Source organism: Bacteroides neonati (assembly GCF_000499785.1).
Classification (GTDB): domain Bacteria; phylum Bacteroidota; class Bacteroidia; order Bacteroidales; family Bacteroidaceae; genus Bacteroides; species Bacteroides neonati.
The window spans coordinates 131,714-144,339 of the sequence record NZ_HG726027.1 but is presented as its reverse complement, the minus strand read 5'-3'; the positions used below and the strand labels follow the sequence as shown (position 1 = coordinate 144,339).

Below are 12,626 nucleotides of genomic sequence, written 5' to 3'. Positions count from 1 at the left end.
TAATAACTTAATATTTTACTTTTGCACAGAATTATGAATGGATCAATTTTCAATTAGAAAACGGCGCACTTTTCAATTAGTATCTACACTCAATCGACCACTCAGATATGCGTAGTGCATCAAATACGTAACTCCTGCCGATATGTGGTATGGAAGGATTTAAAAGAATTTACCTCTGATATGAAAGAGATTTATACCTCCGTCAATCGAGATCAAGCAGCCATTGCATTGGAGCATTTTGAGCAAAAATGGGGCTCTAAATATCGCCATGACGTACAAAGCTGGCATCGCAACTGGAACGATTTGACTGCTTTCTTTGATTTTCCGGTAGAGATACGTACGATCATTTATACAACCAATTTAATTGAAAATCTGAATGGCAAGATACAGAAATATACCAAAACAAAATTATCTTTTCCTACTGACGATGCCCTCAGAAAGTCCGTTTGGTTGGCTATGGGGAGATTGAAAAGAAATGGACGATGCCTATTAGAAATTGGGGTATTGTGATGAATCAATTTTTAGTTATCTTTGAAAACAGAATCGAGCTTTAGCACTCGACTAAAGCTCGAACCCGAATAGAGTTTACACAGAATTGGGGACAGTGCCTCCTACATAGTCGCTAACTTTTTTTAGGTACTTAATTCCTGTTTCTTCTTGCTCTTTTTTGTAGTCTTTTTGGAAGTAATTCCAATATCCTTTTTCAATATTAATTTCCATTGTATCTGTCTTGGTTACGTTGGTCTTATAGAATTACCGCTAACGTTTTGGTGCTTGGCGAAGAAGCGGATTTCGAAGCACTAATCTGTCAACCCAGCACAAAAGTTGATACGAGATAGAATGCTCAATTAACCACTTCACCCGCTTTTTTGCCAAACGCCTGTTATAGCCAGTGGTTCTTGTCGTCCGTTCGTGGAAAGCCTTGTCTATGTTAAGTTATCGTGTCATACTCGTAATGCAACTTGAATTGAACCTTGCTCAATATGTTGACTTGGATTTTCTATGATTTCAGGAAAAACATTTGTCTGACCAGCGTTGTAAACTCTTATCAGAATGTAATTATCCTTTTGCTCAAACATTAAATTCCATTCGTTAGATGAAAGATAGATAAGGTCTTTCTTGGAAGATGGTGTTCCTTTTACTTCAATGAATTTTGCTTTTCCGTTCTCTACAAGTTTGAAGTCATAGGGTTTCCCGCTTTCGTCAATTTCGTTTTCCCAAACTATTTCTGAATAGTTACCCCAGTTATGCAGATTCTTGAAAACAAATTCCTCACTCCATCTGCCAATTGCAAAGCGAACTTCATCGTCTGCAATTTCTTGATATTGCGGTTGCTTTATTGAATTGTCAATTACAGATTTTTTACGTCTTGGTTTGATGTATGTTGCATCAATGTCTTGTGCTTTAACTTCGGGTTCAAAACTTTCGGGCTGTGAAACTTCAATATACTCTTGATTATCTTCTTCTAGTTCTGCAACTTCATTTTCTGTGGTGGTTGTAGTTTCAGTTTTTGCTGCTATTTCTATTTTAATTTTCTGTTTCGCTTTTTGGTATTCGGGCTTTGTCTTGATGTCGGGAATGTCGTAACCTAAATCTGTCAGCCATTCAATAATCTCAGCTTCGTCAAGTTGTAATAACAGTCGTAACTCATCATTTAAACCAGTTACTTCTAACAACGAAGAAAGCTCAGGAATCAAAGTAAACATCGTAATCGGGCTTCTCCATCTTCCTTTGAAATAAAAACCATTCATCTCTCTGAAAACATTTAGCGAGGCTCCCTCAATAGTTTCTTCTTGATAATTGAAAGAAAGTTTTATTTCTGCTGCGTTGAAGAACTCGGTTTTTGTTACAACGGAAAACAGTCGGTCAAATTCTTTTGTGTATTCCGCATATTGTTTCTTCTCAATGATAGCAACGAAATAGGGAAGAATATTTTGAAGTTTATTCTTTAATTCGAATTCTTTTTTCTCATTTTCAAAAGTGGGAATGAATTTGTTAATTATCTGAACTTGAAAAAGTGAAATGAGTTCTTCAAATGTTTTTGAATTTATGTCGCAATTTTCGGGAAACCGAATAATTTTTAGTTTCTCGGATGCGGATGTAAATCCGTCAATCTTAATCCACTTGAGTTCGTTTGTATTTTCAAATTTTCCATTAGCTGAAAGTAATTTACTTTCATCAGCCCAATTCTTAATAGCTTCTTTCTTTTCTTCCGAAAAATTTGGAAGTAGAGAAGCAAGTTTGTTATAAATCAAACCGATCTTTTTGCGGTTGTATTTTCTTAATATTTCATCTTCCCCTGCTTGTTCCGCAATCTTTTCAAGAACGGTCAAGTAATCATTCAACTCTAATCTATCCTTGAAAGGTAAAAGCGTTCTCCACTCATCAGGTAATGGTTCATCATAGTCAAATACAGGTAAATATTTCCCTGCTATGTCGGTAATTTCTTTGTCGTTAATGAACAACTCTTTTGCAGTTAAACATTCCTTTGTTGAAGAAGGGAATATTTCCGAATTTTCTATGCTCCAGAAAAAATAATTCTTGATAGCTTCTTGACTACCGTAATACCCCCAAGGCATATAAGCATATTGTCGAATAGAACTAATCTGAATAGTTTTAATTGCTTGTTGCCAAAACACTTTTGAGAATTTGTAATCAACTGCAAATTCAGAATAGCGAATCTTGTCAAGTGTAATTGAGTTTGATGAACCTACTAAATGCGGATAACTATGCCCTTGCTTTGCTTCATTGCCAACTTCAATAAAATATTCTTTTTCAATTCCATTATTGCTGTTTATACTCGTTTTTATTCGAATCATTGAAATGTTTTCACTGATTCCGATTTTCAGGAAAAGAGTTTTCCATTCACTGATTAAATCCTCGGGCTGTTTGTATGTTTCTGAAACATATTTGCCTACTTCGTTTACCTTCTCTAATTTAAGAGAAGGCTCATAAAAATCTGATAAGTAACATTCGTTTGCAGGTTTGAATTCCTTGCTTTTCGTAAATATTCTGAGGTCTTGAAGTTTATCAAAATGCCAGTCGGTGAGCAACGACTTTTTATGTTGATTGAAAAGATACCTTGTTACTCGTAGATAGTTGTCTTTGTTTATACAGTTATCAATGTTGCCGATAATTTCATTTTCAAGATATGCTGAGTCGGAAGGTTCTTTTACACCAAGTTGTTCAAGCCAGTTTTTAATCTTGCTGTTATTTTCAATCTTTGGATAAACTTCGCTGTGAATTATAGTAACCCCATCTCCAAATTCAGTTTCATAAATTACAGATGGAAAGCAAACGGTTTGCGGGCTTTTTATTTTCTTACCTTCTGCATAAATGAATGAAATGGCTTTCAGTTTTTCATTCCATTCTCTACTCTCGTCTTTGTTTGCTTTGGTATAGAAGTATTCTATCAAAGAAAAATTTTCTGACGGTTGATGGTTGTCTTTGAAAATAGGAGAGAGAAAAAATGATTCAAGATTTTCTGCATCAAAAAATTTTGCACCGAATGAACGAAGTTTATCAGTGCGTTGCAATTTGGAGTTTACAAACGAATCATTCTTGAAAGTTGTGCTTTCTTTTTGATTGATAAAATCAATAACTGTGTCAGGCGAAATAAAACTTAAATCTGAAAGTCCTGTCTTGTCAATGATTAGTTCTGATGCTTTTTTAAGTTTCAATGATTTTGATGGAACGAATGCTTTTTCTTTTCCCGACTTGTCTAAAGAAGTGTCAAACGAATTTTTTAATTCGTTTGACACTGTGTTAAACTTTTGCGGAAGCAAGTGAAGAATATGAAACTTGAATTTGCTTGAAGCAAGTATTTCTAACCAGTCGAGTATTTTTTCAGCTACTAACTTGAAAAGCCATTGATTCCAAATTCTGTCTTCGTGAAGTCCTTCTCTTGCTGCATTAGTGATGAAACTTCCGTTTACAAGAAATGGAAATTCAAAGTCAGAAACCTTTGTTGGTAGGTATGTGAAAATTAAACTCTCCTCTTTTTTCAAAGGTTTAATTTTTCCTTCTTCAATCTTTGCAGCAAATGAAATTTCTGTAAATTCTGCTTCTTTAAGTTTTTCAGGCGTCTTGTCATCTTGATTTAATGACTCTTTTGTATCGTTTGAAATAGGAATCTTTTCAAATGACTTTGTAAGCCACGAACTGATTTCCTTTCCGTTTTTTGAAAGAGTTATTTCATTGAAAGCAACATCTTGACTGATAACTTTCTTTTCTATTGAAGAAATATTTTTTCCGTTTTGAGACACGGAAATTTTTGAAATCCTTCTAAGGAATAATAGTATTTGTCCGTTATTTAGTAATTCATTTAAGTCGGAAAGCAGCGAATCTGCTTTTTTAGCTTCAATGACTGTCGAAACATTGTATTCATTTTTCGCAATTCTATCTTGAATTTCCTTTGTCAAATCGTTTGGCTCTGTCCATAATGGAATTATTTGCCAAGGAAGTTTTGATTTATGAATTGCTTTGTCAAAACGAAATTGATAACCGTCTGAAAAAATTGTTACTCGTTCGGATTTACCGAATACCGATTTGAAACCGATTCCTTTGTAACCTGTCTTTGTCGGGTCTGCTCTTTTTGTGCTTGCTCCAGCACCGGTCAAGGAAATAATATCACTTTCGTCAAATGCCTTTCCGTTGTGAGAAACAATTAAGCAGTTTGGTAGAAAGTCAAAATGAACTTCGTTATTTGTCGTATTTGCCGAATCGTCTGCATTTTGAATTAACTCAAATACAAATCGCTGGCTCTCCGAATAAATGTCACTTGAAACAGTGTCCAGTAAATTAGCTACCATTTCAGCCTGTCTTGTCGAACTGAAAGTTGAATTCTCTTTACATAAGTTGTTTATAAAAGTTTCTTTGGTCATAATTTACTCTTTGTCGTTTGTCAGTGGTCAAAAGGATTGTTTTTCAGGTCGGTCATTTGTCGCTTGAACGGTCGTCCTACCATTGGCTATAACGTTTTGGGGCTTGGTGAAGTGGGGGAAATAGAAGCACAAATGTTCAATAAACCACTAATGTTGATAGAAGTACAAATGTTCAATTTAGTACTTTTGCCCCCATTTTGCCAAACCCCTGTTAGGCGATGTTTAGTTATTTTTTAGTTTATTCCTTTCATATTCTATAAATATCTTATTGTCAAAAAGTCTTTCTGATTTAATAATTTTCATTACTTCTTCTTGAGGGGTTTTAGCGGAAATGATATCTTCTAGTTTTCTAATTGCAGAAGTCGGTATACCATATTCACTAAGGATTACTAAATTTTCTCTTATAAAATCATTCTCAATTAGATTGGAAAAATAGGTGTAGTTTCCTGGCTTTAAACCACTTTCATTACAAACGAATTCCTGAATTGAATTTATTACAGATAGCCATTTAGGAACTTTGTATTCTAGCCAATGTTTTAAGACTTGAAAGCTATCTCTTATTGCTTCATCCATTATTTCATTATCAGGTAAGCTTTCAAATTCCTTAAGTCCTTTAAAATAACTAAAAGTGCTATTTACTAGATTCCAAATATTCTGATTATATCCATAAATTTGAGTCACCGTTACTAATTTATTTAGAGTCATTGGTCTCACAGTTTCATTTGGTTTTAGTAAATTGTTCCAAGCTAAACCTAGAATATATTCTAATTGTTGTTTAGTAGGGTAATTACTCCAACTGATTAAGTGGTACTTCGATTTAAGTTCAGTTCGTATTGTGTCAATGATATTTTTTTGTCCAAAAACTTGTACTCCATTTTGCTTTATTAAATTTCTTTCATTTGGAGGTAACTCATTAATTCGATTTAATTGTTCTTTATTTGAATCTTTGACTTCTACATCTTCAAGGTTAATTAACACCTCGTCAGAAATAGGATTTTGCTCAAAAAAAGGTATATCTATGACAACTTGGTTGTTTTCTGGTATTTCATTAAAATTATATATTTTGCCAATATAATGAACCATTAATCTACCAGCTCTACCTTTGATATTTGAATAATCAAAAAAATCAATTGGTGTTCTTCTTCCTTTTGTAGAGTCATAATAAATAATGTTTTTTGCACTTGTGTTTACACCTTCTATTATTGTCGAAGTACAAAACAGATACTTTATTTTTTGAGTATTGAAATAATCAATAATAGTCGTTGTAATATGTTTTTGTAATGCACCATCATGTATACCTATCTCTAATGATAGTAAATCCAAAAGACTCCATTCAGCAGAAATATTTATTTTAATCCATTCAATAATATCTAAATTATCATTTGTTTTAGGATAGTCTTTTTCAATTAAGTACTTTAAAAATTGGCTCGATAAATATCTGACTCTTGCTGGAGATGAACAATAAATTATTGATTGTTCATTTTGTAAACTAATCAATAAATCAAAAAGGATATTTTCTTTATACTCTTTGAACTTAATTGGTTTGTCGAAATAATCCTTATGTTCAGAATAAATATCTATTGACTTTGTGTCTACTAAGGAAGATTTTGTTTTGTAAAATATAGCATTATACTTCTCAGTAAATCCCTCTGAAATGGAATCTATATTTGGGCCTAAAAGATAAAATTTAGGATTGAATGTTTTTAGAACATAATTGAAAGCGTTGTTAAGCGAGTCTGCCCTTTCATCATCTCTTTTTGCACTCAACTTATAAAATTCGTCAATAATAATAAGGTCAATTCTAGGAAGATTCTTAAACTCATTGACTCTTTCTGCTGTAAGCAAAAATAAGTTTCCTTTTTCAATACTCGGCTCTTGTGAAGTTCTGACTATTAACTTATATCTATCATCATACTTCATCAACTTTCTTCTTGTTTCATCAAGTAAGGCTAAAGTTGGTTGAATAACAATAATATTCTCGAATTTGCTTGTTGCTACAATTTCCTCGATAAGTAGACTTTTCCCAAAACTAGTTGGGGCACTTACAATTACATTTTTGTCTGAATTAATTAATGAAAGTAGGTATTTTTGGTCTTCATGCAGTACTTTATCAAGATTATCAGATTGATGATAAGCGTTTCGGATTAAAGCGTCAGTAGAAGTAATTTTCAAATCTTCTTTTTTGATATAAGGATAAAATCCTACCCCTTCAATTAAGTCGGCTAAGACAAAATCTAAATGGGGTTCAAATTTTGATTTGTTACTTAAAATATTAACTAAAAGTTTTTGAGCCTTTTGCTCATCTTCAACGATTAGAGCAGAACAATACTTGTAAATATTGAAAGTGGATTCAAAGTTTATTTTATCAGTGCTTTCAATGTAGTTGATAGTTTCTTCCATTATTCACCAAGTATTTGTAATAATGAGATTTTATTATGCATTGCCTTAACTAACTCTGTTTTATTCTGTACTGGAAATAATATTAGGATAATGTTAAGGTTTGCTTTTAATGGATGGTCATTTTTCCCATCAAAATAATTTTTTATTTCATTCATTTCATTCACGTAGGCATCAATGAATTCTTGTTTAGTTTCGTCATCGTGAATTGAGAACAAATCACATTGGTAAGTACATAAAAGTGGAATATTTATAGTTGTTAGTCTTTCTTTTAAAGTTCTTGAATCTGTTAGAAGGTCTAACCAATAATCTTTTTGAGGAATATTATCTAAATGTTTTAATTTTTTAGAAATCAAAATAAACTCTGAATCTAGATAATCTGATTTAAAATGCTCCTTTATATCATTTACAAGTTCTTTTACTCCTCTTTTGCCATCAGTATATATCTTGGATTCGCCAAGCCATAATGTTTGCGTTTCTTCTTGAATATGAACTGAATCAAATCCATGAACTGCATGTCCTAATGAATCTTTAAAATAAATTTTAGATAATAATGGAATTGTTTTATAAAAATCTCTTAAAAGTAAATGCAAAATTAATTCTCCAAATTCTCCTCTTCTTAGATATTTATCTTCTAAATCATCATCAATTGCACCATTGTTATCATAAATATCTTTTACTTTCTGAAATGAGTCAATTTTGTAGATTGATTTTGCGGCATCAGTTAGTTTGCTTAGTGTTTCTGTATTGTCCGTTTGTGTATCTTCATGGAATCCAAAAGCAAATTCATGAATTACATGAGTTAATTTAGTTACTAATGACTTTATTCTATATTCTTTTTCGCCAAGATCATTTAAATCAAATCCGACAAGAAAAGTACTAAAGTCAACATTGTTGATTTGTTGAATGATTATTTTTTCAGAATTGAATGGTGTTGCCATATGGTTTGTTTAAATATCGCCTAACGTCTTATTTACGCAACAAATATACAACATTCGTATATATAAAGTTTATAACATTCGTATATGAGTTTTTAATAATACGCCATATATAAACTATAAGTAATTATCAAATAGAAGAATAAAAACACAAATTAAAACATAAAATAGTTGCATATACGAATGTTTAACTTATCTTTGCAACCAAAGGTAAATTGCTATGAATATCGAAGAACTCCTTTTAGAATTTAAACGCAAGCTTATCAGTCAAAGATATAGCCATAATTCTATTCAAAATTACACAAGCGCCCTCCATGTTTTTTTGCAAATAGCTGCAAAGAAATTTAATACTCCTGAAGAGTTAACGGAAATTGAAATAGAAAAATATATATACTGGAAAATTGAGAAACACGGAATCGGTAGCTCTTACCAACGAATGATTGTGGCTTCAATCGATAAATTCTATGATTCGGTGGTCGGGCGTAAATTAAGCATAAAGCACCTTTATCCGTCACGCAAGCAAAAATTGCTTCCGAAATATTTGACAATCAGAGAAATCAGAAATCTAATAACCACTACTGATAACCGAAAGCATAGTTGCATTGTGAAATTATTGTATGGTTGTGGCTTGCGATTGAGTGAATTACTGCAACTTAAACTGTCGGATATAGATTCACAGAATCAGGTCATTTTAATCCGAAATGCAAAGGGGAATAAGGATCGCGTTGTAATGTTATCTCCATCACTATTGAATGATTTGAGGGCTTATTTTGTAGAATATAAACCAAAAGAATTTTTAATTGAAGGCCAAAGAGGTGGAAAATATTCCGAAAAAAGTGTGCAGTCCGTGGTAAAAACGGCGGCACGCAAGGCCGGTATCAAGAAGAATGTTACTCCGCATGTATTACGACATAGTTTTGCCACGCATTTACTCGAGAATGGAACGGACATAAGATACATTCAAGAACTGTTAGGTCATCAATCACTTAAAACAACCGAAATTTACACACACATCACCGATGTCTCGAAGTCGAAAATAATAAGCCCGTTGGATTTACTTTGAGTAATTCTTCTACAAAGCTAAACATGGAGGTATAGAACAGGGTAAACGCATTTATAACTTGTTTTGTGTAAGATATTTAGTAGGTATACCTTTGTGGTCAAAAAGCCATGCTTATTCAAAAGACATCCCTTCACACATATTTTGAGACTATTCCTGACCACAAGATAAACAGAAACAAAAAGCATTTGCTTTGCGACATCATCATTTTATCTATCCTGGGCGTATTGTGCGGAGCAGAATCGTGGAATTCCATTGAAACGTTCGGGAAAACCAAACTTGACTTTCTGAAAACATTTCTTCGCCTACCTAATGGTATCCCTTCGCATGACACCATCAATTGAGTCTTTTCGTCCATCCGCCCTAAATACTTTGAACAGTTATTTGTCCGCTGGGTTGATGCTCTAAAAAATGAGGAGATAAAAAAAGAAGTCATTAGTTTAGACGGCAAATGCATCAAAGGTTCCAGTTACCATTGATGCTATCAGTACACAAACGGCAATAGCCGAAAAGATCATCGACAACGGGGCTGATTACATCCTTTCGGTAAAAGGCAACCAGCCAGAGCTTCTCAAACAAGTGGAAAGCCGTTTCAATAAACAAAAGCCGGCGGATATGGATGAGGTAACCGAAGTCCGTTACTACATCAGCAGCGCAACGGACGATGCCAAAACATTCAACGCCAATATCCGCAAGCATTGGGGCATAGAAAACAAGCTGCACTGGACGTTGGATGTAATTTTCGATGAAGACCGTCAGCACAAAAGGACAAAGAGCGCGGCACAAAACTTTTCATTTATCCGAAAGATAGCTTTGAATCTCTTAAAACAGGACAAATCGAAAGGATCGCTCGTTACAAAAAGGCTAAAAGCCGGATGGGATGACAAATTTTTGATCCATTTATTGAAAATTTAAATGCGTTGACCCTGAAAAAGGGATGCATCTATAATGGAGTGCATTCTTTTTTTTGTATCTTGCCATCGTTATATCAACTTTGAAACACCATGAAGAGATTCCTTAAAACTGATGAGTGGAACATCATCGAAGAGAGTTTTCACGCGGACCAACAGCGTGCATCTGAAAGCATATTCAGCCTTGGCAACGGGCGATTTGGACAACGGGGAAATTTTGAAGAAACCTATAGCAGCGACAGCTTACAAGGATCGTATGTGGCAGGCATCACTTTTCTTGACCGCACACGGGTGGGTTGGTGGAAAAACGGTTATCCGCGCTTCTTCTCACGCATCCCCAATGCACCCAACTGGAGTGGTATCTACCTTCGGCTGATTGATGAAGAATTGGATCTGGCACAGTGGGATGTAGAAAGCTTCGAGCGTAAACTCGATATGAAAGAAGGAATTTCTTACCGCGACTTTGAAGTGATCTCTCAGAAAGGAAATGCACTTAAGGTTCATGTTGAACATATCAACAGCATGGCCAATCAGAATCTCTGTCTCATTAAATACAGCGTGACTTCTCTCAACTACGAAGGAAAAATATCTTTTGTACCTTATATTAATGGAGATGTGAAGCATGAAAGTGCCAACTTCGACGAAAAAATGTGGAACATTCTACGAGCCGAAACATCCAACGAACACGCTTACCTATGGACACAAACCAAACGAGAAGATGCACAGCTATGCAGTGCCATGACCTACCAGCTTTTTAAAAACAGTAAAGAGTTAAACATAAGTCCCATCAAAGTTGAAAAAGAAAAATTAGTAGGATTCAGTGCTGGAGCCGATGTAAAACCGGGTGAGCGGTTAACGTTGATTAAATATACCGCACTGACCTCTTCACTCTATTACGATAGGCAACAGCTGGTAGAACAATCCATAGCCGAAAGCAAGGAGGCCAAACGCAAAGGATGGGATCAGTTGACAGAAGAACATAAAAGTGTATGGAAACAGATTTGGACAGAAACCGATGTAGTCATTGATGGCGACCCTGAAGCTCAACAAGGCATTCGCTTCAACATTTTCCAACTAATGCAGAGCTACCGGGGAGATGATTCTCGCCTGAATATCGGTTCTAAAGGATTCACCGGAGAGAAATATGGCGGCAATACGCAATGGAATAGCGAATTGTGTTGTGTGCCCTTCTTTCTGTTAGCAAGTTCGGAAGAAACCGCACGCAACCTTCTTTTGTACCGCTACAATCAACTCCCCAAAGCTATTGAAAATGCTGCAAAATTAGGATTTAAGGAGGGTGCAGCCTTATATCCGATGGTTACACTCAATGGAGACGAATGTCATAATGAGTGGGAAATTACGTTTGAAGAAATTCACCGCAACAATATCATCGCCCACGCCATTGTACAATATACCGTCATGAGCGGAAAGATAGATTTCATCCTCGACTACGGTTTGGAGATGATGATCGCCATCTGTCGCTTCTGGAGTCAAAGGGTTTCTTACTCACAACCGAAACAAAAATATGTCATTTTGGGAGTAACGGGTCCCAATGAGTATGAAAACAATGTGGATAATAATTGGTATACCAACTATTCGTGTGTGCAAACACTAAAAGCAACCATGCAATACTTGAATATAGCAGCACGCGAATACCCCGGCAAATACTCCGGCATCTGCCAAAAAACTTCTTTTGAAATAGAAGAAACAGCTCACTGGCAACAAATTGTCGAACAGATGTACCTACCCGAAGAGAAAGAACTAGGCATTATCGTTCAGCAAGATGGTTATCTTGACAAAGAATTAAATGTTGTAGCCGATATACCTACGGAAGAACGACCCATTAATCAACACTGGTCTTGGGATCGGATTTTACGCTCTTGCTACATCAAACAAAGCGATGTGCTCTTAGGCATTTATCTCTATCATGCTCACTTTGATCCCGAAACAATTCGTCGCAATTTTCAATTCTACGAGCCACGTACTTTACACGAGTCGTCGTTATCGCCCTATGTACACTCTATTTTGGCATCGCGCATCGGTGATATAGAGAAAGCTTATAGGCTTTTTTTACATGCCACACGGTTGGATTTGGACGATTACAACAACGAGCTGGATCAAGGATTGCATATAACCAGCATGGCAGGTGGATGGCTGGCCATCGTACAAGGATTTGCAGGAATGCATATCATCAATGATATGCTCTGCTTTCACCCCGTAATACCCGAAAAATGGAATCGTTACCAATTTAATCTCAATTTCCGCGAACGTACTTTACAAGTAACAATTGAAAAAACAGCTGTAAAAATAGTCTTGTTAAAAGGAGAAATGCTGAACATACAGGTTAATAAAGTTGTTTATGATGTGAGTAAAGAAAAAGAATTAACGATATTCACAAGTTTATAGTTAATTTATCTCAATATATAAACTAGGAAAC

General features: G+C 34.8%; 7 protein-coding genes and 2 pseudogenes. 5 read left to right on the top strand and 4 right to left on the bottom strand.

Annotated elements, in window-relative coordinates:
• Positions 1 to 78: 78 nt before the first annotated feature.
• Positions 79 to 554 (top strand): annotated as a pseudogene (locus tag TY03_RS19170) (transposase); the annotation flags it as partial.
• 31 nt (positions 555 to 585) lie between these two features.
• Here the strand turns inward: TY03_RS19170 and TY03_RS23075 are convergent.
• The 4 genes from TY03_RS23075 to TY03_RS19155 form a co-directional block, all read right to left on the bottom strand.
• Entirely contained in the window at positions 586 to 720 is a 135-nt protein-coding gene (locus tag TY03_RS23075) for a hypothetical protein (protein WP_262482538.1), read from the bottom strand.
• A 224-nt stretch (positions 721 to 944) separates the two neighbouring features.
• Positions 945 to 4,883, bottom strand: coding sequence for a DUF3883 domain-containing protein (locus TY03_RS19165; RefSeq protein WP_042372931.1), 3,939 nt, complete (start codon positions 4,881 to 4,883; stop codon positions 945 to 947).
• Between the two features lie 222 nt (positions 4,884 to 5,105).
• Positions 5,106 to 7,283 carry a DEAD/DEAH box helicase gene (locus TY03_RS19160; protein WP_042372929.1) on the bottom strand — a complete coding sequence of 726 codons (2,178 nt, stop codon included), beginning with the start codon at positions 7,281 to 7,283 and terminating at the stop codon, positions 5,106 to 5,108.
• Positions 7,283 to 8,221 carry a HamA C-terminal domain-containing protein gene (locus tag TY03_RS19155; protein ID WP_042372927.1) on the bottom strand — a complete coding sequence of 313 codons (939 nt, stop codon included), beginning with the start codon at positions 8,219 to 8,221 and terminating at the stop codon, positions 7,283 to 7,285. Before TY03_RS19155 ends, TY03_RS19160 begins: the two co-directional genes overlap by 1 nt.
• A gap of 217 nt (positions 8,222 to 8,438) precedes the next feature.
• On the opposite strand from TY03_RS19155, the gene xerA reads away from it, so the two are divergent.
• From xerA to TY03_RS19135, 4 genes and pseudogenes are all read left to right on the top strand, one after another.
• The gene (gene xerA, locus TY03_RS19150) at positions 8,439 to 9,281 is read left to right on the top strand and encodes a site-specific tyrosine recombinase/integron integrase (RefSeq protein WP_042372925.1); all 843 of its coding nucleotides are present in this window, start codon (positions 8,439 to 8,441) and stop codon (positions 9,279 to 9,281) included.
• 107 nt (positions 9,282 to 9,388) lie between these two features.
• Entirely contained in the window at positions 9,389 to 9,622 is a 234-nt protein-coding gene (locus TY03_RS23270) for an ISAs1 family transposase (protein ID WP_042372922.1), read from the top strand.
• Positions 9,623 to 9,746: 124 nt separating this feature from the next.
• Positions 9,747 to 10,193: pseudogene (locus TY03_RS23265) on the top strand (ISAs1 family transposase); the annotation flags it as partial.
• A gap of 89 nt (positions 10,194 to 10,282) precedes the next feature.
• Entirely contained in the window at positions 10,283 to 12,595 is a 2,313-nt protein-coding gene (locus TY03_RS19135; protein ID WP_042372918.1) for a family 65 glycosyl hydrolase domain-containing protein, read from the top strand.
• The last annotated feature ends 31 nt before the right edge of the window (positions 12,596 to 12,626 follow it).